We start from the raw sequence: 24,650 nt of genomic DNA on the forward strand, positions 1-24,650 counted from the left end.
GACACTGACATGAACCGGATCCTGATTGAAAACCTGTCGGCGGTCATCGTCGACCTGCCGACCATCCGCCCGCACAAACTGGCGATGCACACGATGCAGAACCAGACGCTGGTGATCCTGCGCCTGCGTTGCAGTGACGGTATCGAAGGCATCGGCGAAGCCACCACCATTGGCGGTCTGGCCTACGGCTACGAAAGCCCGGAAAGCATCAAGGCCAACCTCGACGCGCACCTGGCGCCGGCGCTGATCGGCATGGACGCGGACAACATCAACGCCGCGATGCAGAAACTCGACAAGATCGCCAAGGGCAACACCTTCGCCAAGTCCGGCATCGAGAGCGCCTTGCTCGATGCCCAAGGCAAACGTCTCGGTCTGCCCGTGAGCGAACTGCTCGGTGGCCGGGTCCGCGACAGCCTCGAAGTCGCCTGGACTCTGGCCAGCGGCGACACCGCCCGCGACATCGCCGAAGCCGAACAAATGCTGGAAGCGCGGCGACACCGGATCTTCAAACTGAAAATCGGCGCCAACCCGCTGGAGCAGGATCTGAAGCACGTGGTGGCGATCAAAAAAGCCCTGGGTGAGCGCGCCAGTGTGCGGGTCGACGTCAACCAGTACTGGGACGAATCCCAGGCGATTCGTGGCTGTCAGGTGCTCGGCGACAACGGCATCGACCTGATCGAGCAGCCGATCTCGCGGGTCAATCGTTCCGGGCAGATTCGCCTGAACCAGCGCAGCCCGGCGCCGATCATGGCCGACGAATCCATTGAAAGCGTCGAGGATGCGTTCAGCCTCGCCGCCGACGGCGCCGCCAGCGTCTTCGCCCTGAAGATCGCCAAGAACGGCGGCCCGCGCGCCGTGTTGCGCACCGCGCAAATCGCCGAAGCCGCCGGCATCGCTTTGTACGGCGGCACCATGCTCGAAGGCTCCGTCGGCACGCTGGCCTCGGCCCATGCGTTCCTCACGCTCAGGCAGTTGACCTGGGACACCGAGCTGTTCGGCCCGCTGTTGCTGACCGAAGACATCGTCACCGAGCGCCTGCAGTACCGCGACTTTCACCTGCACATTCCACGCACCCCGGGCCTGGGCCTGACGCTGGATGAAGAGCGTCTGGCGCGTTTTCGCCGGCACTGATTCCCTAAGGAGAACGCCATGCTGTTCCACGTAAAAATGACCGTGAAATTGCCCGCCGACATGGACCCGGCCGTTGCCACAAAGCTCAAGGCCGACGAAAAGGAACTCGCCCAGCGCCTGCAACGCGAAGGCCAGTGGCGCCATCTCTGGCGCATCGCCGGGCACTACGCCAATTACAGCGTGTTCGACGTGCCCAGCGTCGAAGCGCTGCACGACACCCTGATGCTGTTGCCGCTGTTTCCCTACATGGACATCGAGATCGACGGCCTCTGCCGCCATCCCTCATCGATCCACACCGACGACCGCTGAGCCCGGACCCGACCCCACAACAACAAGATGAGGTGAACACCATGACCGTGAAGATTGCCCACACTGCCGAGCTGCAAGCGTTCTTCGAACAAGCCGCCGGTTTCGCCAACGACGGCGGCAGCTCGCGTCTGAAAACCATCGTCCTGCGGGTGTTGCAGGACACCGCCCGGATCATCGAAGACCTGGACATCAGCGAAGACGAATTCTGGAAAGCCGTCGATTACCTCAACCGCCTGGGCGGCCGCTCGGAAGCCGGGCTGCTGGTGGCCGGTCTCGGCCTCGAACATTTCCTCGACCTGCTGCAGGACGCCAAGGATGCGCAGATCGGCTTGACCGGCGGCACGCCGCGCACCATCGAAGGCCCGTTGTACGTGGCCGGCGCGCCGCTGTACGAAGGTGAATGCCGCATGGACGACGGCAGCGAGGAGGGCGTCGCCACGCTGATGTTGCTCGAAGGCCAGGTGTTCGACCCGCAGGGCCAGCCGCTGGCCGGCGCCACGGTCGACCTGTGGCACGCTAACACCAAAGGCACTTACTCGTTCTTCGATCAGAGCCAATCCGAATACAACCTGCGCCGCCGGATCATCACCGACGCCGAAGGCCGCTACCGCGCCCGCAGCATCGTGCCCTCCGGTTATGGCTGCGACCCGAAAGGCCCGACCCAGGAATGCCTCGACCTGCTCGGCCGCCACGGCCAGCGCCCGGCTCATATTCACTTCTTCATTTCCGCACCGGGGCACCGGCACCTGACGACGCAGATCAATCTGTCGGGTGACAAATACCTTTGGGATGACTTTGCGTATGCGACCCGTGAAGGGTTGGTCGGGGAGGTCGAATTTCTGGAGGATGCAGCGGGACGTCGAGCCGAATTGAAGTTCGACTTTCAGTTGCAGCAGGCGCCGGATGCGGCGGCGCAGCAGCGCAGTCAACGACCACGGGCGTTGCAGGAGTACTGATTCCGCAGTTCTGTTCGCATTGGCGGAACTGCGCAAAAAGTTGCGCAGTAATCCGTAATAAAATCACGGTAAAAATAGCTGGAGGCCTCGCAGATCAAGGCCTCCAGCCAAGTGCGCAAGAAGTTGCACAGCACTGCGCAACTTCTTGCGCACTTTTTCCCTGTTTCCTACAGCCAAAATCGAACGAATCTCACGTAAACGTCGTAAGTCTTTGATGGGTAACAGCCCTGATACGGCTGGCACGACTTTTGATAACTCCTTGGCCACCCGGGCAGGCAATCACGCCGTCCGGTCCTGTCTTTTGAGCAAGGAGCACACCCCATGGCAACACCAGCGTACATGTCGGTTACCGGCGAAAAACAAGGCCTGATCACTGCCGGCGCCTTCACCGCCGACTCCGTTGGCAACACCTACCAGGAAGGCCACGAAGACCAGGTCATGGTTCAGGCGTTCACCCACGACGTGATCATCCCACGTGATCCGCAGTCCGGTCAGCCAACCGGTCAGCGCGTGCACAAGCCAGTCGTGATCACCAAGGTCTACGACAAGGCTTCGCCTCTGCTGCAAGCGGCTCTGACTTCCGGCGAGCGCATGAGCGAAATCGTTATCCAGTGGTACCGTACTTCGGCGCAAGGCACCCAAGAGCACTACTACACCACCAAACTGGAAGACGCGATCATCGTCGCCATCAACAACAAGATGCACAACTGCCAGGACCCGGCAAACGCCCACTTCACTCATCTGGAAGAGGTGCATTTCACCTACCGCAAGATCACCTGGACCCACGAAGTCTCCGGTACTTCGGGCTCCGATGACTGGCGTGCTCCGGTCGTTTAAACGCGGCTGATGGTTGTACCGTTCCGGCCAGCGTTACTGGCCGGAACCTCTGAGTTCTTAAAGGATTACTGCCGCCAGATGCTTATCCATCTGGCGTGGGTTGCAGCACAGCACGAGGGACAAGGGAATGTTCTCACCGGCCAACCAGCCTCACTTCAATCTGACCATCGATGGCGCGGACAGCGATTTCCAGGTCCTGTCGTTTACCGGTCGGGAAGCCCTCAACACTCCCTTCGAATTCGAGCTGGAACTGGTCAGCGAAAAGGCCTCGATCAACCTCGAAAGCCTGCTGCACAAACTGGCGTTTCTTCAACTGTCGCCGAGCGGCACCGGGATCCACGGGCTGATCTACAGCATCGCCCAGGGCGAGGCGGGCAAGCGCCTGACCCGCTACAAAATCTCGTTGCGACCGCAGCTTTCGTACCTGGCGCACCGCTTCAACCAGCGCATCTTCCAGCAGATGACGGTGCAGCAGATCATCAGTCAGGTGCTGGAAGAGCACGGCATTCTGGCCAGCGATTACCACTTCCAGTTGAGTGCGGTGTATCCCGAGCGGATCTACTGCACGCAGTACGACGAATCGGACCTGCATTTCGTCCAGCGCCTGTGCGAAGAAGAAGGCATTCACTACCACTTCCAGCACACGTCCAGCGGCCACAAACTGACCTTCGGCGATGACCAGACGGTGTTCCCGAAACTGGCGCCGGTGGCGTATCAGCAGGACTCCGGGCTGGTGGCGGACCAACCGGTGGTCAAGCGTTTCGGCCTGCGCCTGGCCACCCGCACCAGCCGTACCACGCGCCGCGATTACGACTTCGTCAAACCGAAGATCGAGCTGGAAAGCGACGCCAAGAGCAGCGCCCAGCCGGACCTGGAAGACTACGATTACCCAGGCCGTTTCGTGGATCGCGAGCGTGGCAAGCACCTGGCCAACCGCAACCTCGAACGCCACCGCAGCGACTATCGCCTGGCCGAGGGCAACAGTGATCAGCCGATTCTGGTCACCGGGCATTTTCTGGCCCTGACCGACCACGCCAATCCGACGTGGAACGACCTGTGGCTGCTCACCGAAATCTTCCACGAAGGCAAGCAGCCGCAAGTGCTGGAAGAGTCGGTGACCAGCGACACCACGGACAACAAAGACGATTTCCATCAGGGTTATCGCAACCGCTTCAACGCGATCCCGTGGGACGTGCCGTACCGTCCGCCGCTGGACCACCCGAAACCCAAAGTCCTCGGTTCGCAAAGCGCCGTGGTCACCGGTCCCGAAGGCGAAGAAATTTTCTGCGACCAGTACGGCCGGGTGAAGGTGCAGTTCTTCTGGGACCGCGAAGGCCAGCACGACGACAAGACCACCTGCTGGATGCGCGTGGCCTCCAGTTGGGCGGCGGAAACCTTTGGCTCGATCAACATTCCGCGGGTCGGCATGGAAGTGCTGATCACCTTCCTCGAAGGCGATCCCGATCAGCCGCTGATCACCGGTTGCCTGTACCACGGCGCCAATCTGCCGCCGTACAAGCTGCCGGACTTCAAGACCCTGGCCACGGTCAAGAGCAAGGAATACAAGGGCAGCCGCGCCAACGAACTGCGCATCGACGACACCACCAGCGAGATCAGCATCGCGCTGCGCAGCGATCACGGCGCGAGCGCGATCAACCTTGGTTACCTGACCCACCCGCGCCCAAGCGGCGGTCAGCCTCGGGGTGAAGGTTTTGAGTTAAGAACCGACCGCCACGGCGCCGTGCGTGCCGGAGCCGGTCTGCTGATCACCACCGAACCGCGTCCGAACGAATCGAAACACCACAAGGACCTGCCGGAAACCGCCGAGCGCCTGGCCACCGCCAGCGACCAACAGGACGGTTTCGCCACACAAGCCAAAGAGCTTCAGGCCCAGGAAGCGGGCGATCAGGACGACGTGGCCAAGGCCTTGCACGCGCAGCATCAAGGCGTACTCGGCAGTGGCCCGGCGAACCTCACCGCCAACGAATTTCCCGAGTTCACCGAGCCGCATCTGGTACTCGCCAGTCCCGCCGGCATCGCCCTGACCACCCCGCGCTCCAGCCACATAGCCACCGGCGAACACCTGGCGCTGAGCAGTACCGGGCACACCAGTTTTTCCATCGGCAAACGCCTGCTGGCCAGCGCCAGCCGTGGCATGCGTCTGTTCGTGCAAAGCATGGGTTGGCGTCTGGTCGCAGCGTCCGGCGACATCGACGTCAAGGCGCTGAAGGACAGCATCAACCTGCTGGCCAAACTCAACATCACCGCCAACGCCGACCGCATCACCATCACCGCCAAGACCGAACTGGTGATCCAGGGTGGCGGCAGCGCCACGACCTACAACGCCGGCGGCATCACCCACGCCACCAGCGGCCCGTACACCGCCCACGCGGCGAACTTCGCCTACACCGGGGCGAAATCCCTGGCCGGTGTGTTCCCGGAACCACCGAAACCGGGCAAGGGCAATCTGGAGCTGTTCAACCAGTACGCCGGGCGTCAGGGCATCAAGGACGGCGACTACGAAGTCATCGATGCGCTGGGCAAAAGCATCAAGGGCAAGCTCGACGCGAAGGGGTTCGCCAGCGTTGCCGGCGCCGCACCAGGCCCGGCGCGGGTGCTGTTCGGCCAGGATCCGGCGGACACCTGGAGCGAAGGCAGTTACATCGGCAAACCGGAATGGCCGTTGAATCCGCCGGGGGCCGAAGACATTCCGAGCCAGGTGCAGGCCATGGTGGCGCAGGTGCTGCCAAGCAAGAACTGGGACATGTTGGAGAAGGGCAAGGACATGGCGAAAACAGGGATGGGCGCCGTGCAGACCGCGCAAGGTGCGATGCAAACGGCGCAGCAGGTGAAAGGCGTGATGCAGGGCGGAGGGGCCGGGCTGCCGAAACTGGCGAGTGCGGCAATGCCGAGTGCGTCGGGGATTCTCGGGGCGGCGAGCAAGGCGGGCAAGTTGCCGAGTCTGCCAACGCCGACACTTCCAAAACCTTCTTTGAAAACTCCGGAATTGCTGGCGGGTGAGGTGCTGTCATGACAACTGGGGGCGGTGGTGCGAAACAGCGTGAGCCGCAAGTCGCGGTGGTGCCACTCAACACGATCGATATTCAGGATGTTGGACGCGGCGCTGCCAAATTCGATGCCTGGTTGCAGTCTATCAGCGGCGGTGTCGTCACACTCGATCGGGTCAAGAACGTCGCGGGTGCTCTTCCTGTCGTGGGCAACATCATGGCGTTGGTTGATGCCCTTGGAGACATCGTCACCCTGGCCAAAAGCAAACAGCGTCAGGTGCTGGATTGGGTCAGCCTGGGTATCAACCTGATTGGTGTATTGCCTGCGCCACCGACCATGGCTTCTGCGCGCATGACACTACGCCCGACCCTGGGGTTGGTGCGTCAGGAGCTGCGTAACAGCGCCAAGATGCTGCTGGGGGACTCTCTGATTGAAGTGTTGATCGGGCATCTGAACGCGACCATCGTCGGCACCATCGATGACTTCGTCAAACAGGCACAACCCAAACTGGCGGGCATTCTCGACGACGCTGGAAAACTGGGTCAAAGCCTGGTGAACGAGATCGCCAAGGGCCTGGAAAAGGTGGTCAACGGCAAGCTCGATGCGAAGGGAGACCTCAATGCGGCCGGTTCGAAAATCACGGCGGCGCGCGGTCAGTTGTTGCATGACCCCAAGGCGGCTATCAGCAACATTTTCGGTGCCGCTTTCAGTGCCTACAAAGCTGCAGGCAAAGGCGTTGCCAACAGTGCCGCCAAGAACTTGCTGCCGGAGAAAGCCAAGGCTCTGGTACTGAGCAACACATCGATGCTTCGCACGCTGGGGGTGGAGCTGCAATCCCAGATGAAAAAGCTTGGTGACCCAGGCGTTCAGCATTCCATCGGCTGGCTGTTGCAGATGTTGGCGGGCTCTGTAGTAACTTGGCGCAAACGTCGCTCTCATGGTCAGGCCGCCAGTGTCAAACCGGGGGCCACGAGCAAGGCAGAACAACGCGCCGGCAAAGGCCAACTGGAGTTGCAGCAAAGCCAGGCTCGAGCCCGTTCTGATGCCAGTGATTGCAAGAATCGCGTCCCGACAGGCACGAAAAGAAACATCAGCTTTGCACGCGGCACGGAAACCATCACCCACACGGATTTCCGTTTGCCGGGCCCGTTTCCCGTCGTCTGGAACCGTACTTATTACTCGAATCTGGAGGCCTACGACAAAGGCAGCCTGGGTGCTCGCTGGATCAACGAGTTCACCACTCGTTTCGATTATGTGGATGACGGGTTGGTCTTTCATGCGGCCGATGGCCGAAGTCATGAGTTTGCGTTGCCCAAAGTCGGCGAAGCCCATCATGACCCGATTGAAAACCTGACTCTGATTCGCTCAGGTGAAAATCAATTGCTGCTGTGCCGCGGCGTCGAGCGAAAGGAGACCTACGTGCGTCGTGGGGCACGCTTTCTGCTCGCCGGCATCGAGCTGCGCAGCGGTGCCGGAATCATGCTGCACTATGAGCACATGCATGGTGATGAGCCGGTGCTCTCTGACCTGCTCACCTATCAGGGGGACGTTACAAAGGTTCATCTACAACTCGGAACACTGATCGATGACCACGGACGTCTGACAGGTTTGTGGGAGATCGCCGATGGCATTCCTCAGCGCCAACTGTGTGCCTATCACTATGATGCGTTGGGCGATCTGGTTCAGGCACGGGATGAAAACGGTTATGCCTGGAATTATGAATTCCGCAGCCATCTGATCACGCGATACACCGACCGGACCGGGCGGGGCATGAATTTGCAATGGCAGGGGGACGGCTCCGATGCCAAAGCGATTCGTGAATGGGCGGATGATGGAAGCTTCGATACTCGACTTGAGTGGGACGAAAACATTCGTCTGACCTACGTCACTGACGCTCACGGCAATGAGACCTGGCACTACTACGACATTCTTGGCTACACGTACCGTATCCGTCATCCGGATGAGCGTTCGGAATGGTTGTTCCGCGATGAGGCCAAAAATGTCGTGCGACATGTCCACACCGATGGAAGCGTTGATCGGTTCAGCTACGACGAGCGTGGCAATCTTCTCGAACACATCCGTGCCGATAACACCGTAGTGCATTACGCATACGATGATCTGGACCAACTGATCAAGGTTAGTGATGCAGAGGGCGGACAGTGGACCAGAGCTTATGACGACAGCGGCAATCTTGTGGAAGCTGTCGATCCTCTGGGTAACAAGACGGAGTACACCTACACATCTGCCGGCTATCCGGAGACCGTCAAGGATGCTAACGGAGCAGAGAAGAAATTCGAATACAACGATGCCGGTCAGTTGACCGGGTACACCGATTGTTCCGGCAAAACCAGTACCTGGGAGTACAACGGCCTGGGTCAGTTGATTTGCTTTACCGATGCGGCAGGGCAAAGCACCGAGTATGAGTATGTGGCAGGTCAACTGGTGTTGATCAGGCATCCGGACAAGTCTGAGGAGCGTTTCAGTCGCGATGCCGAAGGGCGACTGTTGGCCCATGTCGACGGCCTGAACCGCTGCACCACCTGGAACTACAGCGCCGCCGGCCTTATCGCCGAGCGAGTGGATGCGGCTGAGCAAACGTTGCGCTATCGCTGGGACCGTCTCGGTCGTTTGACCGCTTTGGAGAACGAAAATGAGCGTAGCGCCCATTTTCACTACGATCCGATGGGGCGGTTATTGGAGGAAACAGGTTTCGACGGCCATATTACGCGCTACCAGTACGACACTGAATCAGGTCGTTTGAGCAGCAAGCTTGATGGCGAGCGGCGAGTGGCTTTCCAATTCGACCTGATGGGCCGTCTGATAGAGCGCCGTGCGAGTCTGGGCGAACAGGTACAAAGTGAAACATTTGCCTACGATGGCAACGGCAATATGACACTGGCTGAAAATGATCACAGTCGCTTGCAGTGGTTCCACGATCCGGCGGGCAACCTGCTGCGTGAACATCAGCATTATCTGAGTCTGGAGCAGCCTCGGATCGCAGTCTGGCAACATGAATACGATGCCCTGAATCAGCGAGTAGCGACTGTGCGTCCGGATGGCCAAAGAGTCAGTTGGATGACCTACGGCAGCGGGCACTTGCTGGGATTGAAAGTGGATGACCACGAGTTGCTGGCCTGGGAGCGTGATGATCTGCATCGCGAAATCGCCCGTCATCAGGGCAACCATTTATTGCAGACGCAGAAGTGGGACCCGGCTGGGCAGTTGCAGGAGCAATTGTTGGGTCGCAGCGATGACAAGCGCACGTTGCTCAAGCGTGAATATCAATATGATCCTGCGGGCCAACTGATCCTTCTCAACGACACGCGACGCGGGCCGCTGACGTATCAGTACGATCCGGTGGGGCGCCTGATCAAGGCGGCGAGTCGACAGGGTGTGGAAACTTTCGCCTTTGATCCTGCCGGTAACTTGCTTGATGAGCCGGTTGAACAGATGCGCCGACCTCTGGATCAGGACCCGATGCGTAGCAAGCGGGTGGACAACCTGCTGCGCGAGTACTCGGGTACCCACTATGAATACGATGATCGAGGCAATCTGATACAGCGCTGGCACAACGGCAGTATCGGCAGAATGCGCTGGGATTTGTTCGACCGTTTGGTTCACTTTGATGATGCCCGACTGGAAGTCGAGTATGCCTACGATGTATTGGGACGCCGCCTTTACAAGAACTCGACTGCGCATTTCAAGCGGCGGCCTGAAGCCGGATCACAGTGGAACGACAATGAGTTTGTCCGCAAGCAGCGAGAGTCGGGTTGTGGTTTCACATTGTATGGCTGGGACGGCGATACGCTGGCCTGGGAGAGCAGTCCGGCTCTGCTGGATGGTGATCCCGGACGCACGGTGCATTACATCTATGAGCCGGGTACTTACATTCCGGTTGCGCAAGCTTTGCGACACCAGCCAATCATTCTGATGGGGCAGCCTGACTTCAGCGGCGAGTATCAATTGGAGGACGACCCGCTGTGGAATCACGTACCTGTGGCACTGCCAATCGACGTGTTGAGTTGGTATCAATGCGACCGAATGGGGACGCCTCTGGAGTTGACCGACCAGAATGGCGAAATAGCCTGGAGCGCTCAGTACAAGGCATGGGGGAGCGTGTCTGAGCAGCGTTCGCCATTGGCGCAGCAACAGGGTATTGGCAACCCGATTCGCTTCCAGGGGCAATATCACGATCATGAAACGGGGCTGCATTACAATCGTTATCGTTATTACGATCCGTTGATTGGACGCTTCATCAGCAAAGATCCCATCGGTTATGACGGTGGGTTGAACCTCTTTGTATATGCGCCGAGTCCACTGGGCTGGATTGACCCGCTAGGCTTGGCAAGATGTCCGTGTGCCGATCTGAAGAAAGGCAACCCTGAAGGAACCGGGCCATTCAGAGGTGGATCTTACGGAGGCACCACGGCCTCGGGGATCGAGTCGCATCACATGCCGGCAGACAGCACCAGTCCGATTAAGAGAAGCCAGGGGCCAGCAATACAAATGGAGCCCTATGACCATAGCCAAACAATGAGTCACGGCCACCAGGGTAATCCCGGAAAAGCCTATCGAGCTCAGGTTCAGTCAAAAATCGAAGTGGGAGACATGAGAGGTGCAATGGCGATGGAGATCAGAGATGTGCGCCGTGTAGCCACTCAGGTCGGACAACCCAGAAAGTACAATGAAGCAATGCAAGAAATGCTGGCGTATGCCAAGTGCCGTAAATTTCTGGATAAGTGAGAGAAACCATGAATGATCAAGCGTTCAAAGTGTGGCGAGATAAACTGGTTTCATTGGATCGCTACGAGAACCCGGAAGATGCTCGTGAGTTCTCGGCGCTCGTGAGCAGTGTCCGCGACGAACTCGATGCAAAAACCATTGATGTACTACTGTCGACCTTTTGCGATGAAGACGACTACGGTGTGCAAGAGCGCGTGGTGGGTGTTCTTGATCATGCTGAAGCGGGCGTTTTTGCTGAAAGGCTTGCGGTGAACTTCTCAACGTTGCAAAGACAGGCAAGTGGCAAGGAATGGCCTCTTATTCTGATCGGTCGTGTCGTGAACTCGGACAACGCAGAGAAGATCAAGGCGATTGTCGCGGCTGCGAAGAAGTCCCCGGATCTTGACGCCTTTATTCGAAGTGATGAGTTCCTGGATGAGTATCCCGAGATCGAAAGCTACTTCCCCTGATACGACTCAAGGCCCGCCGTTTTCACGTTTGATGGATTCCTCGGCCCCATTTGGCATGCCAGAAGTCAGGTCAAAGGAGTGACAACATGAAAGACGCAATCCGCCTCGGCGACTCCACCACCCACGGTGGCAAGGTCCTCGAAGCCTTCTCCCGGACCGACCTTAACGGCAAGCCGATTGCCGGGCTCGGTCACAAGGTCAGTTGCCCGTTGTGCAAAGGGATTTTCCCGATTGCCGAGGGCAGCAGCACCTACACCGTCGATGGGGTGCCCATCGCGCTCGACGGCATGAAAACTGCGTGTGGCGCGGCGCTTATTGCCAGCGGCCCGAAGGGCGCGGTGGTCAGCTGAGCCCTGTAGTAAGACAGACCTAAGCTAATGCAAAAAAGGTATTTGTTCGGTGTTTTTAATATCGTTTAGTTTTGTTTCATAGACGAATCAAATGCATCAAACCGATAGACCTCCCGATTGCCATGACGGCACGCGCTGAATCGATCACGGACTCTTCAGGTTTGATTCACACGGGAGTGAATCATGCCGCACACCTCAGACATCACCGCATTACCCATCCTCGACCTGTCCCAGCTCGACGGTACGCCGTCGCAACGCCAGGCCTTTCTTGATGACCTGCGTCATGCCGCCCGCGATGTGGGTTTTTTCTACCTGACCGGCCATGGCATCGACGCCGGCCTGCTCGAGCAAGTGCAGGATCACGCACGCCAGTTCTTCGCCTTGCCCGACAGCGAGAAAACCGCCGTTGGCATGATCAATTCGCCGCACTTTCGCGGCTACAACCGCGCCGCTTCCGAGATCACCCGTGGCCAGCCTGATCAGCGTGAGCAATTCGATCTGGGCGCCGAGCGTGAGGTCTTGCCGTTGAACGCCGACAGTCCGTTGTGGGCGCGGCTGCAAGGGCCGAATCAATGGCCCGAGGCGTTGCCGCAACTCAAGCCGCTGTTGCTCGACTGGCAGCAGGCGATGACCCAAATGTCGCTGCGCCTGCTGCGCGCATTCGCTCAGGCGCTGTCCTTGCCGGAAGACGCTTTCGACCGGTTGTACGGCGACAAACCCAACGAACACATCAAGCTGATGCGCTATCCGGGGCAAGCCTCGACCGCGAGCAATCAGGGCGTCGGCGCGCACAAGGATTCGGGTTTTCTCAGCTTCCTGCTGCAAGACCGGCAGGCCGGCCTGCAAGTGGAAATCGAAGAGGGGCGCTGGATTGATGCGCTGCCTCGGGACAACACCTTGGTGGTGAACATCGGCGAGTTGCTGGAGCTGGCCACCAACGGTTACCTGCGCGCCACGGTGCATCGGGTGGTGTCGCCACCGGTGGGCAGCGAGCGATTGTCCATCGCGTTTTTCCTCGGTGCGCAACTGGATGCGGTGGTGCCGCTGTATCCGTTGCCGACGGCGCTGTTGCGTGAGGCGCGCGGCCCGGCCAGCGATCCGCTCAATCCGTTGTTTCGCGATGTCGGCTGGAATTACCTGAAGGGCCGACTGCGCTCCCATCCCGATGTCGCGCAGCGCTTCTACGCCGATGCGTCGAATACCCAGACACCGCTTCGCAAGACCGCCAACGCCTGATCCATCATTCGCAGAAGGACTCTTTCCATGTTGAAAAAAGCAGGCTTGACCCTGGCCGTCCTCGGCGCGCTGGTGACTTCGTTCAGCGCTCGAGCGCTGGAGCCATTGCGGGTTGCCGCCGACCCGGTGCCCCACGCGCAGATTCTGGCGTACATCCAGAAACTCGATCCGCAGCTCAACCTCAAGGTGATCGAAATCCCGCAGGGCGTGAACTCCAACGAGTTGCTGGTGCACGGCGATGTGGACGCCAACTACTTCCAGCATCTGCCGTACCTGCAATCCCAGGAAAAGGCTCTCGGCGAAAAACTCGCGGTGGCCGCCACGGTGCACATCGAACCGCTGGGCATCTATTCCCATCGCCACAAAACCTTCGCCCAGGTGCCGGACAAAGGCACGGTCGCCGTGCCCAACAATGTCACCAACCTGAGCCGCGCGCTGTACCTGTTGCAGGACAACGGCCTGATCAAGCTCAAGCCTGGCTTCAATGACCCGGCGGCCGATCAGGCGACACCGAAGGACATCGCCGAAAATCCGAAACAGCTGAAGATCCTCGAAATCGAATCGCCGCAACTGCCCCGCGCACTGGACGACGTCGACCTGGCGGTGATCAACGGCAACTACGCGCTGGAAGCCGGGCTGGTGCCGGCCAGGGATGCGCTGGGGCTGGAGAAGGCCGAGCACAACCCGTACGCCAATATTCTGGTGACCACGCCGAAACTGGAAAACGATCCACGCATTCAGCAACTGGCCAAGGACCTGACCTCGCCGCAAGTCGCCAAGTACATCGCCGAGAACTTCAAGGGTTCGGTGATCCCGGTGGCGGATGCCAAGCCATGATCGTCGTCGAGCAGTTGAGCAAGACCTATCCGTCAGCGTCGACTCCGGCGCTGGATCAGGTGTCGCTGAGCATTCCCGATGGCGCGATCTACGGGATTCTCGGGCGCAGCGGCGCGGGTAAATCGACGCTGCTGCGTTGCCTCAATCTGCTCGAACGCCCGGATGCCGGGCGGATTCTGTTGGACGGCGAAGACCTCACGGCGCTGTCCGACCGTGAGTTGCGCCGCCAGCGTCAGCGCATCGGCATGATCTTTCAGGGCTTCAACCTGCTGCATTCGCGCAACGTGTTCGACAACGTCGCGGTGCCGCTGGAAATCGCCAAGGTTGCCAAGCTACAGCGCCATGAACGGGTTCGGGAACTGCTGGAACTGGTGGGCCTGAGCGACAAGGCCGAAGCCTTTCCATCGCAACTGTCCGGCGGGCAGAAGCAGCGGGTCGGGATCGCCCGGGCCTTGGCGGCACGGCCGGCGTACCTGCTGTCGGACGAAGCCACCAGCGCCCTCGACCCGGAAACCACCGCGTCGATTCTGGAGCTGTTGCGCGACATCAACCGCCAGCTCGGTTTGACCATCGTCCTGATCACCCACGAGCTGGATGTGGTCAAGTCGATCTGCGATCACGCCGCGTCCATGGCCAACGGAAAACTTGTGGAGGCGGGGCCAGTCGCTCGATTGCTGGCCGATCCGCAGTCCGCCCTCGGCGCCTCACTGCGCCCCAGTTGCGGCTTGCCGCTGGGGCATGACGCGCCCGGTTTGAGCTTTCTGCGGCAATACGGCGTACGGGCGGCCCACTCATGAACCGCGTGATCGACTGGAATGAAATCCTGCAACTGGTGCTCAACGCTACCGGCGAAACCCTGTACATGGTGCTGCTCGCCGGGTTGTTCACGTTACTGATCGGTTTGCCGCTGGGGGTGTTGCTGTTCATCAGTCGCCGTCAGGGTCTTTATCCGTTGCCGAGGCTCAATCAGGCCTTGGGCGCGGTGATCAACCTCGGTCGTTCGCTGCCGTTCGTGGTGATGCTGATTGCCCTGATCCCGCTGACCCGGCTGGTGGTCGGCACTACGTTGGGCAGCACTGCCGCCGTGGTGCCGATCACCATCGGCGCCTTTCCGTTTTTTGCGCGGATCGTCGAGAACGCTTTGGACGAAGTCGAAAAGGGCCGGATCGAAGCGATCCTCGCCATGGGCGGTGACATCCGCCACGTGATTTTCAAAGTGCTGTTGCCCGAAGCGCTGCCGGCCTTGCTGGCGGGCATCACCCTGACGCTGGTGATGCTGATCGGTTTTTCTTCCATGGCCGGGGTGATCGGGGGCGGTGGACTGGGCGATCTGGCGATCCGCTACGGCTATCAACGATTCAACAATGAAGTGATGGTCGCCACCGTCGTGGTGTTGGTCATCCTCGTCCAGGGTGTGCAAAGCCTGGGCGATCGACTGGTGCGTTCACTGGCTCATCGACGTTAAGGAATTTTATGAGTGCGCCTGTCGCCGTGGTCTCCGAGCCACTGATTCGTGTACGTGAACTGAGCAAGACCTTTGGCTCGAACCGGGCGCTGGACCGGGTCAGCCTGGATATTTTTCCCGCTGAAGTGGTGGCGCTGCTCGGCGCCAACGGTGCGGGCAAGTCGACGCTGGTAAAGATCCTCGCCGGCAGTCAGGCCCACGATGGCGGCGAGATCCGGATCGATGGCCAACCCCGGCATTTCAGTTCGCCGCTGTCGGCGCGCCGCTTCGGCATCGTCGCGGTTCATCAGCAGATCAACGAGGGCATCGCGCCCGGATTGAGCGTGGCGGAAAACCTGCTGCTCGATGAACTGTGCCGCCCCGACGCCGACTTCTGGCTCAACCGCAAACGCCTGCTGGAACGCGCCGCGAGTATCGCTGCGGGGCTCGGTCTGGTGCTGCCGCTGGAGCAACCGATCGAACACCTCGGCCAGGCCGAGCGGCAACTGGTGGTGCTGGCCCGCGCCTTTGCCCTGCAACCGCGCCTGCTGATTCTCGACGAGCCGACAGCGGCCCTGTCGGATGCCGAAGCGCAGCGCCTGTTCGGGCTGATCGACACCTTGCGCAGCCGTGGCGTGGCGATTCTGTACATCTCTCATCGGCTGTCCGATCTGCAACGGGTGGCCGACCGCGCCGTGGTATTGCGCGACGGGCAACTGGCCGGTGAGTTCAGTGCCCGGCAATTGCCAGAGGCACTGGAAGCGATGCTTGGTCAGGCGCTGGAGGCTCACGTCTACACACCGCGAGCGGCGGGGCGCGAAGTGCTGAAACTGCGCGGCGTGACAGTCCTGCCGCGCACCCGTGCCTTTGATTTGTCCTTGCACGGAAACGAAGTGGTGGTGCTGACCGGATTGCTCGGCGCCGGCAAAAGCGAGATCGCCGAAGTGCTGTTCGGGCTGCGCAAAACATTGTCCGGTTCTCTGCAACTGGACGGCATCGATTGGCAACCGGGCTCGCCCCGCCAGGCGATCCAGAGTGGCGTGTTCTTCGCCGCCGAGGATCGCGCGAGCCAATCGCTGGTGGCGGACTTTTCATTGCGCCGAACCCTGACCTTGCCGTTCCTCGAACGCTTCACCCGTGGCGGTTTCATCCGCAACCGTGCCGAAGCGGCGGCGGTGGAGGCGCAAGTCGCAGCGCTGGGAATCAAGACCGCCGGCATCGATGTGCCGATGAGTGCGTTGTCCGGCGGCAATCAGCAAAAAGTCGTGCTCGGCCGCTGGTTGCTTGGCGAGAGCAGAGTGTTGATTCTCGACGAGCCGTTTCAGGGCGTCGATGTGCGTGCCCGGCGCGAGATCGGCCAGTTGTTGCGCGACAGCGCCGCTGGCCGCGCCACGCTGGTGATCTGCTCGGACGTCGATGAAGCGCTGGAGATCGCCGACCGGATTCTGCTGGTGCGCGATCACGCGGTGGTGGCCGAGTACCCGCGTGCCGGGCTGGATCGCGCCACCCTGGTCGCCGCGCTGGCTGGCAACGATCCGCAAAATTCTATTGTTCACGCCGCGCCAAGGAGTAGAGCGAGTGCCTGATTCGAGTTCCCTGTTGTCATCCGCCCTGGCGCCGTCCGAGCGCTTCGTGCAAGCGCTGATCCGCTATGGCCTGCTGTGGGTGCTGGCGTTGATCGTGGTGTTTTTCAGTGTCGCGGAACCGGCGTTCCTGCGCGTTGGCAACCTGTTCAGCATTCTGCAGTCGGTGTCGATTGTCGCGCTGCTGGCCTTGGGCGTGACGCTGACCATGGCCGTGGGCGGGCTGGATTTGTCGATCGGCGCGGTGGCGGCCATGAGCCTGATGATCGCCAGTTACGTGATGGTGGTGCTCGGCTGGGGTGCGGTGCCGGCGGTGCTGATCAGCCTGGCCGGTGGCGCACTGGTCGGGCTGCTCAACGGCTGGCTGATCGTGAAGATGCGCGTGCCGGACATTCTCGCGACGCTCGGCAGCATGTTCCTGGTGATCGGCGTGCAACTGATTCCCACGGGTGGTCGTTCGATTGCGGTGGGCATGACCCTGCCCAATGGCGACGAAGCCGAGGGTTCGTTCAGTGCGGTGTTTCTGGCGCTGGGTCGCGGACGGCTGTGGGACATCGTGCCGATTCCGGTGTTGATCACGGCGGTGGTTGCGGTGGCGGTGTGGCTGTTTCTCGAACGCACGCGCATCGGCCGGTTGTTCTATGCGATTGGCGGCAACGAGCAGGCGGCGCGTCTGGCCGGTGCGCCGGTGCAGCGCTTCAAGTTGCTGGCTTATGTGCTCTCGGCGCTGCTGGCCTCGCTGGGCGGTTTGTTGCTGGCGGCGCGATTGGGGCGCGGGGATGTCAGTTCCGGCAACGGCCTGGTGCTCGATGCGTTGGGCGCTGCGCTGATCGGTTTTGCCGTGCTCGGGGCGAAGAAGCCCAACGCGTTCGGCACGCTGGTCGGCGCGTTGCTGGTGGCTTCGTTGCTCAACGGCCTGACCATGCTCAACGCGCCGTATTACGCGCAGGATTTCGTCAAGGGACTGGTGCTGGTGCTGGCCCTGATGTTCACCTTCGGCCTCGCGCATCGGGCGCGCTGAGCCGGTTCATTGATGCTTCAAGGAAAGATCCATGCACGGTTCAATCAAGCAGTTCGCACGTCATTGCCTCGCCGGGGCGTTGCTCTCGGCACTGGCCTTCAATGCGCAGGCCAAGGCCTTGCCCGGCGCACCGGCGCCGTTCGATAAAGGTCAGGTACAGATCGCGCTGGTGGGCTATCTGTTCTCCGGGGATTTCCCTGAAGCCTATCTGCGCGGGGTGGAGAAACAGACCGAAGCGCTGGGCGCCAACCTGCGGGTGTTCGACGCGCGGCAACAGGCGGCGAGCCAGGGCGAGATGATCGATCAGGCCGCCGATCTCGGTGTCGACGGGATCATCGTGCAACTGGGGCTGGCGGAAACCCTCAAAGGGCCGATTGAGCGGGCGCTGGCCAAAGGCATCAAGGTCGTCGCATTCGACGTCGACCTGAACACGCCGCAAGTGACTCAGGTCGAGCAGGATCACCACGCACTGGCGCGGCTGGCACTCGATCAAGCGCTCAAGGACAACGGCACCCGCTTCGACGCCGGGTATGTCTACATCAGCGGCTTCACGCCGATGGAGCGCCGCGACGAGATCTGGAGCCAGGTCAAGGCGAGCAATCCGGGGATCATCGAGAAAGCGCGCTTCGGCACGCTCAATCCGCCGATTGCCAACTCGGTGGCGGATCAGGCCAGCGCCGTGCTGCGGGCCAATCCGGGGATCAGTGTGATCTTCGCGCCGTTCGACGAATTCGCCAAAGGCGCGAAGATCGCCGTCGATGAGGCGGGTCTGAGCCGCAAAGTGAAGATCTACAGCGCCGATATTTCCACCGCCGACATCCAGATCATGAAAGAGCCGGATAGCGCCTGGGCCGCCACCGCTGCGGTCAATCCGCAAGTGGCCGGGGCGATCAGCGTGCGCAGTCTGGCGATGCTGATTGCCGGGGAAAATCCGGGGCACAAGGTGCTGGTGCCGCCGACTCTCATTACCCGTCAGCAACTGCTGGATCTGGACGTGAAAAACGTGCGCGACCTTGGGCAGAAACTGCCGGCCTTCGGTGACACCGCCAACGTCGCGCGGTCGCCGTGGATTCCCGTGGCGAACTGAGGAGCCGACATGCACGACAAGGCTGCGCGTCTGCGCAAGAGCCGTTCGCCGAAAGCCGATGTGGCGTTGGGCGAACGGCTGCCACCGGGGCAGGTGCTGACCGAGCGTTTCCCGATCCTGCACGAAGGCGAGGTGCCGGCCTATGACCTGGCGACGTGGTCGCTGCGCCTGTTCGGCACTTTGGCCAACCCGGTCGAGCTGACCTACGCCGATCTGCAAGCGCTGCCGCAACGCTCGTTGCAATGCGACATTCATTGCGTGACACGCTGGTCGAAGTTCGACACCCGCTGGAGCGGCGTGCACCTGCAAGACCTGTTGCAGGCCCTGGACATTCGGCCGACATCGTCCTTCGTCATGGCCCACGCCGATCACGGTTACCAGACCAACCTGCATCTCGAAGACCTGCTGCATCCGCACAGCCTGCTGGCCACCCATTACGACGGTCAGCCGCTGACCGCGCAACATGGCTGGCCGCTGCGTCTGGTGGTGGCGGGGCGGTACTTCTGGAAGAGCGCGAAATGGCTGCGCGGGCTCGAGTTCACCGATCAGGAACAACCGGGCTTCTGGGAGCGCAACGGCTTTCATTTGCACGCCGATCCGTTCATTGAGCAGCGCTTCAGCGGCGACGCGCTGGACATTGCCGAAGATGCCTGGCGGGAAAAGGACTTCGACTGACGGCCTCTAACTTCGCACCGAAAAAACACAGATTAATAACGCTCTCTACAACAACGTGGAGTGCGTTTTCGTGCGTGATTAGTTGTTGGTTAGTTGGGTGTTCATGTTGTTGCGCAAACACAAGTGTTGCTCAGGCAACACTCCGTTCGTCGGGCATAACCTAAGCGTTATTGGTTCTTTTGCGGCGTGCGACCGCTCGTCTAGGATCGGTAAACAGGGGGTTCTACTAACTTTGGGGTTCTTGCGCTCTAACAGCCGATAGTTGTTCAACACACCTGGCTGCCTTTCTGAATATCAAAACTACAGCAGAAATTGCCGTGCGCTGATTGCCGACACTTCATGATTCGGCAGCGGCCGGTTATTAACTGCGATTCAAGGAGCTGTCGCATGATTCACCGTTCGCGTTCATTACTCGCCATCGCTGTTGTCAGTGCAATCTGGCAACTTCCTGCACAAGCTGAAGATACTTCTGCGAGCGTCGACGATGACACTCGGCTGGGCACCGTGCTGGTCACCGGGACCCGGGGCACCGCTCGCACGGTGCTGGATTCGCCGGTGCCGGTGGATGTGCTGACCGCCGAGGACCTGAAGACCGCCGGCGCCAGTGGCGGCGAGCTGGGCCAGGCGTTGCAGACGCTGTTGCCGTCGTTCAGTTTTCCGCGCCAGTCCAACTCCGGCGGCGCCGACCACGTGCGCGCTGCGCAGCTGCGTGGCATGAGCCCGGATCAGGTGCTGGTGCTGGTCAACGGCAAGCGCCGGCACACCTCGGCCGTGGTCAACGACTCGTCGAAAATCGGTCGCGGCACGGCGCCGGTGGATTTCAACTCGATCCCGATCAGCGCGATCAAACGCATCGAAGTACTTCGCGACGGCGCCGGTGCGCAGTATGGCTCCGACGCGATTGCCGGGGTCATCAACATCATCCTCGACGACGCCCCCGAAGGCGGCGAAGTCTCCACCAGCTACGGCGCCTACCACACCCATCAGGACGCGATCGGCAAAACCACCACCGATGGCCAGAACAGCGTGACCACCGCCAAGATCGGCACGCGGCTGGGTGAGGAGGGCGGCTTCATTCGCGGCGGCACCGAGTACAAGGATCGCAACCCCACCAACCGCGCCGGCTACGACGGTTTTGCCGACACCCCGGGCCAGCGCAACTATGTGATGGGCGACGGCGTGGCGCGGGACGTCAACGCCTGGTTCAACGGCGAGTTGCCGCTGGCCGGCGGCAAGGCCTACAGCTTCGGCACCTACAACGAACGCCACACCACCGGCGCCGAGTTCTATCGCTATCCGTCCGAGCAGCCGCAGTTCTACCCCAACGGCTACTTGCCGCAATCGTTGGGTGACAACACCGACATCTCCGCCACCGCCGGTTACAAGGGCCTGATCGGCGACGACTGGGATTTCGACAGCAGCGTCACCCACGGGCGCAACCGCTTCGAATCGGCGACCCGCCGCACCCTCAACGTCAGCCTCGGCGCGGACTCGCCGACCCGCTTCGACACCGGCGATTACGAGTTGCGCCAGACCACCACCAACCTGGATTTCAGCCGTGAATTGCGCATCGGTGGCCGTTCGTTCGTGCTGGCGGTGGGCGGTGAATATCGCTACGAAAACTACCTGACCTTTGCTGGAGATGAAGCCTCTTACATCGGTTCCGGGGCCGATGGCGCCAACGGGCTGCGCCCGAGTGAAGAGTCGGATCTGGATCGCAACGTGTTCGGCACCTACGCCGAATTGTCCGGTGATCTCACCGACCGCTTCTTCGTTGATGCCGCCACGCGCTGGGAACATTACGACGACGCCGGCAGCAAACTCACCGGCAAGCTCAGCGGTCGCTACAAGCTGACCGATCAATGGGCGTTGCGCGGTGCGGTGTCGAATAACTTCCGCGCGCCGTCGCTGGCCCAGAGCGGCTTCCAGAACACCACCAGCAACTTCGGCGACGGCGGCACGCTCACCGATATCCGCGTGCTGTCGGTCAACGATCCGATTGCCCGTGCCCTGGGCGCGGAAAAACTCGATCCGGAAACCTCGAAGAACTTCAGCCTCGGCCTGACGTTCCAGTTGAACGAACGCTTCGATGCGTCGCTCGACGTGTTCCGTATCGACGTCAAGGACCGCATCACCCTGTCCCAGCGAATCGGCAGCGACGCGCTGGAAAGCTACATCAATGACAACTTCGGCGTGGCAGGCGTGCACGACGTCAACTTCTTCACCAACGCCGCTGACACCAGCACCGACGGCGCCGAACTGGTGCTCAACTACCATCAGCCGTTCTACGACGGGCAACTGGGCCTGACCACCGCGTACACCTACAACCACACCAAGGTCACCAGTACCAAGGGCACGCCGTCGCAACTGACCGCCTTAGGGATCGGCAACGACGCGCTGGTCGGGGTCGAAGAACGCAACACCCTGACCGACGCCGCGCCCAAGGATCGCTTCGTGTTTTCCGCCAACTGGACCAGCGAACACTGGGGCCTGCTCGGGCGTCTGACCCGTCAGGGCGAAACCACTCGGGTGTTCGATTTCGGCGACTCGCAGCCTGAGCAAACCTACGGCGCGGTATGGCAACTGGACGCCGAGGTGACCTACAAATTCACCCCGAAATTCAGCATCGCCCTGGGTGGCAACAACCTGACCGACAACTACCCGGAACGCTCGGGTTCGGCCATCAACTACGGCGGCAACCTGCCGTACGACGTGCTCTCGCCGATCGGTACCAACGGCGCTTATTACTACGCCACCGCTACTTACGGCTTCTGAGCTTTTTCCGCCATGGATGGCGGATCATCAGCGGGAACCTTCATGACTCAAACCTATGGCCCCAAGCGGCACCTGCCGGTGTTTCAGGCGTTGCTGATCACGCTGGGCATGGTCATCACCACCGACATTCTCAAAACCGCGCCGACCGTTGCCTTGAACGTCGGGCCGGAACATTTCTATTGGGTCTGGGTGCTCGGCGCACTGGCGTCGATGGCCGGGGCCTTGTGCTTTGCCGAGATGGCCACCGCGTTTCCGCATCCGGGCGGTGACTATCATTTCCTGCGCACCGCTTACGGCGAGCGCATGGGTTTCCTGTTTGCCTGGTCGCGATTCTCGGTGATGCACACCGGGTGGATCGCGTTGTCGGCGTTCATGTTTGCCGACTACTTCAATGCGGTCGTGCCGTTGGGGCATTACGGATCGGGAGTGTTTGCCGGTGCGATCATTGCCGCGTTGGTGCTGTTGAATCTGACGGGCAAGCACATCGGTTTCATTACTCAGACTGTGTTGGTCGGGCTGCTTGCTCTCGGGTTCCTGAGCATTGCCAGCGCCGGGGTCTGGCTGGCGTGGCAAGGGATCGAACCAACGCTGCCCAGCGATCCGGTGGTGCTCAAACACACTGGCGCGGCGGGGTTTTCTGCGGCGATGATTTTTGTGTTTCTGGCCTTCGGCGGCTGGAGTGATGCGGCGACGTTATCGGCTGAAGTGCGCGACGGTCGACGCGGCATTTTCATTGCCATGCTCGGTGCGCTGACGGTGCTAATGGCGATCTATCTGGCGCTGAACTGGGCGTTTGTCCAAGGGCTGGGATTCGAAGGTCTGGCCGCGAGCAACGCGCCGGCGGTGGAACTGTTGAACCGCGCCTTCGGGGCTCCCGGCGTGCTGCTGATTTTGCTGATGGTCGGCATCGCGGCCATCGCCACCATCAACTCGACCTTGCTGGTCGGCGCCCGCACCACCTACGCCGCCGCCCGCGATGTGCCGCAACTGCGCCGTTTCGGCGAATGGGACGAACGCGACGGCGTGCCGCGCAAGGCGTTGCTGGCGGAGGGGGCGGTCGCGTTGTTGCTGGTGTTGTTTGGCAGTTTTACCCAGAGCGGTTTCAACACCATGGTTGAGTATCTGACGCCGGTGTATTGGTTGTTTCTGAGTCTGAGCAGTCTGGCGTTGATCATTCTGCGGCGGCGTTTCCCCGAGATCCCCCGGCCGGTCAGGGTGCCGTTTTATCCGGTTTTGCCGCTGCTGTTTTCTGGCTTGTGCGTTTACATGCTGTATTCCAGCGTGACAGTGGTGGGGTTGGGGGCGTTACTGGGGATTGGGGTTTTGGTGGTTGGCGGGTTGTTGCTGGCCGGGTTGAGCCGCCTGGTGTCGACACCTCGGCAGACTCTGCAACGGAGCGTAGATTAGAAGGACACCGCCGCCGGCTGAGATAACCGCAGCACCGACAAATCCCCCGTAATCCGCTTGTAAGCCAAACGAATCGCCTCAATGTCACTCTCACGTTTCGCGCTGCTTTCGTGCAGGATCACAATCACCTTGGTCGCCAGCCGCTCGGGTACTTTCGCGTCATGGTCTTTCCACTGCCCATACGCATCGAACACGCTGAACCCGTCCGGGAACCGCGTCGTCACTTCCTGATCGAGAAACTCGCGCCAGCGCGCCGGGCTCACCACACCTTCCTTGCCTTCCAACGGCCCCACCGAGAAATACAACTCGGTGCGCACCCACTGCGCCTGCGCCGGCCGCGTAGCATCGCCTTGCAGGGTCGAACTGACGGGATCCTTGGTATGCACGGAAACCGGAGGAGGGCTGGCACACCCGGCGACCGCCAGGAACAGTGCTGCCAATAGAAAACGTTGCGGCATGGAACTTCCTTATTGTTAAGAACTGTCCCGAATTATAGAGGGGACGGTTAATAGCAATAAAAGATTAAAAAGTGGATCGCCGCTGAACTAATGGAATAAGCAAGCACAGTGAAAATATTGCCTGCTGGTTAGAACGATTATTTCTTTAAGTTATTTGCTTGGTGTTTGATCGCATATCTATTGCATTCAAAAACCTGCTCCCGCATTTGCCGGATCTGTCATTGCGTCTACTCTGCTGCTGCAACGGTTCAAGTCGCACGGAACGCTGCACTTGAAGCGTTTGAACAGCAGTTTTTGCTGCTCGATGGACAGCTTGTTGCGGATTTTTCAATCCTTAGAATCG

Annotated in this window: 19 protein-coding genes; 18 read left to right on the forward strand and 1 reads right to left on the reverse strand. The window is 60.6% G+C overall.

Annotated features, from left to right (window positions below; genetic code table 11):
- Positions 1-9 precede the first annotated feature (9 nt).
- The 18 genes from ACEN93_RS00590 (at position 10) to ACEN93_RS00675 (ending at position 23,849) form a co-directional block, all read left to right on the forward strand.
- Positions 10-1,131, forward strand: coding sequence for a muconate cycloisomerase family protein (locus ACEN93_RS00590; protein ID WP_085667209.1), 1,122 nt, complete (start codon positions 10-12; stop codon positions 1,129-1,131).
- Positions 1,132-1,149: 18 nt separating this feature from the next.
- A complete protein-coding gene (gene catC, locus ACEN93_RS00595; protein WP_039771165.1) occupies positions 1,150-1,440 on the forward strand; it encodes a muconolactone Delta-isomerase in 291 nt (96 codons plus the stop codon).
- Positions 1,441-1,481: 41 nt separating this feature from the next.
- On the forward strand, positions 1,482-2,396 hold the full coding sequence (gene catA, locus ACEN93_RS00600) for a catechol 1,2-dioxygenase (RefSeq protein ID WP_103386238.1): 915 nt from the start codon (positions 1,482-1,484) through the stop codon (positions 2,394-2,396).
- Between the two features lie 321 nt (positions 2,397-2,717).
- Positions 2,718-3,233 carry an Hcp family type VI secretion system effector gene (locus tag ACEN93_RS00605; RefSeq protein WP_011333753.1) on the forward strand — a complete coding sequence of 172 codons (516 nt, stop codon included), beginning with the start codon at positions 2,718-2,720 and terminating at the stop codon, positions 3,231-3,233.
- 127 nt (positions 3,234-3,360) lie between these two features.
- Entirely contained in the window at positions 3,361-6,267 is a 2,907-nt protein-coding gene (locus ACEN93_RS00610; RefSeq protein WP_085667207.1) for a type VI secretion system Vgr family protein, read from the forward strand.
- Positions 6,264-10,985 (forward strand): RHS repeat-associated core domain-containing protein, encoded by a 4,722-nt coding sequence (locus tag ACEN93_RS00615; protein WP_495610867.1) that lies wholly within the window; start codon positions 6,264-6,266, stop codon positions 10,983-10,985. Before ACEN93_RS00610 ends, ACEN93_RS00615 begins: the two co-directional genes overlap by 4 nt.
- Positions 10,986-10,993: 8 nt before the next feature.
- Entirely contained in the window at positions 10,994-11,434 is a 441-nt protein-coding gene (locus tag ACEN93_RS00620; RefSeq protein ID WP_074690776.1) for a hypothetical protein, read from the forward strand.
- Between the two features lie 86 nt (positions 11,435-11,520).
- Positions 11,521-11,784: a PAAR domain-containing protein gene (locus tag ACEN93_RS00625; protein ID WP_039771176.1), complete on the forward strand. Its 264-nt coding sequence runs from the start codon at positions 11,521-11,523 to the stop codon at positions 11,782-11,784.
- Between the two features lie 183 nt (positions 11,785-11,967).
- A complete protein-coding gene (locus ACEN93_RS00630) occupies positions 11,968-13,020 on the forward strand; it encodes an isopenicillin N synthase family dioxygenase (protein WP_103386234.1) in 1,053 nt (350 codons plus the stop codon).
- A 27-nt stretch (positions 13,021-13,047) separates the two neighbouring features.
- A complete protein-coding gene (locus tag ACEN93_RS00635) occupies positions 13,048-13,857 on the forward strand; it encodes a MetQ/NlpA family ABC transporter substrate-binding protein (RefSeq protein WP_074690779.1) in 810 nt (269 codons plus the stop codon).
- Positions 13,854-14,654 carry a methionine ABC transporter ATP-binding protein gene (locus ACEN93_RS00640; protein WP_490843403.1) on the forward strand — a complete coding sequence of 267 codons (801 nt, stop codon included), beginning with the start codon at positions 13,854-13,856 and terminating at the stop codon, positions 14,652-14,654. Before ACEN93_RS00635 ends, ACEN93_RS00640 begins: the two co-directional genes overlap by 4 nt.
- Positions 14,651-15,322: a methionine ABC transporter permease gene (locus ACEN93_RS00645; RefSeq protein WP_074690781.1), complete on the forward strand. Its 672-nt coding sequence runs from the start codon at positions 14,651-14,653 to the stop codon at positions 15,320-15,322. Before ACEN93_RS00640 ends, ACEN93_RS00645 begins: the two co-directional genes overlap by 4 nt.
- 8 nt (positions 15,323-15,330) lie before the next feature.
- Positions 15,331-16,887 (forward strand): sugar ABC transporter ATP-binding protein, encoded by a 1,557-nt coding sequence (locus ACEN93_RS00650; RefSeq protein ID WP_495610868.1) that lies wholly within the window; start codon positions 15,331-15,333, stop codon positions 16,885-16,887.
- Complete coding sequence (locus tag ACEN93_RS00655; RefSeq protein WP_085667202.1) at positions 16,880-17,905, forward strand: ABC transporter permease; 1,026 nt, start codon at positions 16,880-16,882, stop codon at positions 17,903-17,905. Before ACEN93_RS00650 ends, ACEN93_RS00655 begins: the two co-directional genes overlap by 8 nt.
- A gap of 31 nt (positions 17,906-17,936) precedes the next feature.
- A complete protein-coding gene (locus tag ACEN93_RS00660) occupies positions 17,937-18,992 on the forward strand; it encodes a substrate-binding domain-containing protein (RefSeq protein ID WP_074690784.1) in 1,056 nt (351 codons plus the stop codon).
- Positions 18,993-19,001: 9 nt separating this feature from the next.
- Positions 19,002-19,667: a sulfite oxidase-like oxidoreductase gene (locus ACEN93_RS00665; protein ID WP_074690785.1), complete on the forward strand. Its 666-nt coding sequence runs from the start codon at positions 19,002-19,004 to the stop codon at positions 19,665-19,667.
- Between the two features lie 387 nt (positions 19,668-20,054).
- On the forward strand, positions 20,055-22,442 hold the full coding sequence (locus ACEN93_RS00670) for a TonB-dependent receptor plug domain-containing protein (RefSeq protein ID WP_163974896.1): 2,388 nt from the start codon (positions 20,055-20,057) through the stop codon (positions 22,440-22,442).
- 42 nt (positions 22,443-22,484) lie between these two features.
- Entirely contained in the window at positions 22,485-23,849 is a 1,365-nt protein-coding gene (locus ACEN93_RS00675; RefSeq protein ID WP_495610869.1) for an APC family permease, read from the forward strand.
- Here ACEN93_RS00675 and ACEN93_RS00680 read toward each other — a convergent pair.
- Complete coding sequence (locus tag ACEN93_RS00680; protein ID WP_039773068.1) at positions 23,846-24,307, reverse strand: DUF3574 domain-containing protein; 462 nt, start codon at positions 24,305-24,307, stop codon at positions 23,846-23,848. The two genes, ACEN93_RS00675 and ACEN93_RS00680, sit on opposite strands and share 4 nt — an antisense overlap.
- Positions 24,308-24,650 lie beyond the last annotated feature (343 nt).

It is taken from the genome of Pseudomonas sp. Pseusp21 (assembly GCF_059492145.1).

What these genes read in the sequence shown, in the direction of transcription:
- ACEN93_RS00590 (WP_085667209.1), top strand. Translation starts at nt 10, where the DNA reads ATGAACCGGATCCTGATTGAAAACCTGTCGGCGGTCATCGTCGACCTG.
- catC (WP_039771165.1), top strand. Translation starts at nt 1,150, where the DNA reads ATGCTGTTCCACGTAAAAATGACCGTGAAATTGCCCGCCGACATGGAC.
- catA (WP_103386238.1), top strand. Translation starts at nt 1,482, where the DNA reads ATGACCGTGAAGATTGCCCACACTGCCGAGCTGCAAGCGTTCTTCGAA.
- ACEN93_RS00605 (WP_011333753.1), top strand. Translation starts at nt 2,718, where the DNA reads ATGGCAACACCAGCGTACATGTCGGTTACCGGCGAAAAACAAGGCCTG.
- ACEN93_RS00610 (WP_085667207.1), top strand. Translation starts at nt 3,361, where the DNA reads ATGTTCTCACCGGCCAACCAGCCTCACTTCAATCTGACCATCGATGGC.
- ACEN93_RS00615 (WP_495610867.1), top strand. Translation starts at nt 6,264, where the DNA reads ATGACAACTGGGGGCGGTGGTGCGAAACAGCGTGAGCCGCAAGTCGCG.
- ACEN93_RS00620 (WP_074690776.1), top strand. Translation starts at nt 10,994, where the DNA reads ATGAATGATCAAGCGTTCAAAGTGTGGCGAGATAAACTGGTTTCATTG.
- ACEN93_RS00625 (WP_039771176.1), top strand. Translation starts at nt 11,521, where the DNA reads ATGAAAGACGCAATCCGCCTCGGCGACTCCACCACCCACGGTGGCAAG.
- ACEN93_RS00630 (WP_103386234.1), top strand. Translation starts at nt 11,968, where the DNA reads ATGCCGCACACCTCAGACATCACCGCATTACCCATCCTCGACCTGTCC.
- ACEN93_RS00635 (WP_074690779.1), top strand. Translation starts at nt 13,048, where the DNA reads ATGTTGAAAAAAGCAGGCTTGACCCTGGCCGTCCTCGGCGCGCTGGTG.
- ACEN93_RS00640 (WP_490843403.1), top strand. Translation starts at nt 13,854, where the DNA reads ATGATCGTCGTCGAGCAGTTGAGCAAGACCTATCCGTCAGCGTCGACT.
- ACEN93_RS00645 (WP_074690781.1), top strand. Translation starts at nt 14,651, where the DNA reads ATGAACCGCGTGATCGACTGGAATGAAATCCTGCAACTGGTGCTCAAC.
- ACEN93_RS00650 (WP_495610868.1), top strand. Translation starts at nt 15,331, where the DNA reads ATGAGTGCGCCTGTCGCCGTGGTCTCCGAGCCACTGATTCGTGTACGT.
- ACEN93_RS00660 (WP_074690784.1), top strand. Translation starts at nt 17,937, where the DNA reads ATGCACGGTTCAATCAAGCAGTTCGCACGTCATTGCCTCGCCGGGGCG.
- ACEN93_RS00665 (WP_074690785.1), top strand. Translation starts at nt 19,002, where the DNA reads ATGCACGACAAGGCTGCGCGTCTGCGCAAGAGCCGTTCGCCGAAAGCC.
- ACEN93_RS00670 (WP_163974896.1), top strand. Translation starts at nt 20,055, where the DNA reads ATGATTCACCGTTCGCGTTCATTACTCGCCATCGCTGTTGTCAGTGCA.
- ACEN93_RS00675 (WP_495610869.1), top strand. Translation starts at nt 22,485, where the DNA reads ATGACTCAAACCTATGGCCCCAAGCGGCACCTGCCGGTGTTTCAGGCG.
- ACEN93_RS00680 (WP_039773068.1), bottom strand. Translation starts at nt 24,307, where the DNA reads ATGCCGCAACGTTTTCTATTGGCAGCACTGTTCCTGGCGGTCGCCGGG.